The organism is Mesorhizobium sp. M1C.F.Ca.ET.210.01.1.1 (assembly GCF_004791585.1).
Taxonomy (GTDB): Bacteria; Pseudomonadota; Alphaproteobacteria; order Rhizobiales; family Rhizobiaceae; genus Mesorhizobium.
The window spans coordinates 1-296 of record NZ_SRUU01000200.1 but is presented as its reverse complement, the minus strand read 5'-3'; the positions used below and the strand labels follow the sequence as shown (position 1 = coordinate 296).

1 pseudogene is annotated in these 296 nt (G+C 69.6%); it reads right to left on the bottom strand.

The features are described 5' to 3' along the window. Window positions 1-296: pseudogene (locus tag EN853_RS33570) on the bottom strand (thiamine diphosphokinase); the annotation flags it as partial.

The window sequence follows — 296 nt, the reverse complement described above, 5'->3', positions numbered from 1 at the left end:
CTGAAACCAGCGTGCCGTCGGCATAGTCGAAGCCGGCCTTGCCCGGCAGAAGGGGGATGCCCTCCTGCGCGCCGCTGGTCAAAAGCACGCTGATGCCGGCCTCGGCCAGGCGGACGGCGAGCGCCAGATGCAGGAAGGCGTGGTCGGCACGCTTGCCGCCGAAGGCGCCGGCCAGCACCAGGCTGGTGGCGCCGCGCTGAAGCGCTTCCGCGATGGCGAGCTCGCCATCGGTCATGTCCTTCTCGGCCGGGAAAACTTTACGCGGCACAGCGGCCAGGTCTTTCGGCAGGTTCGCC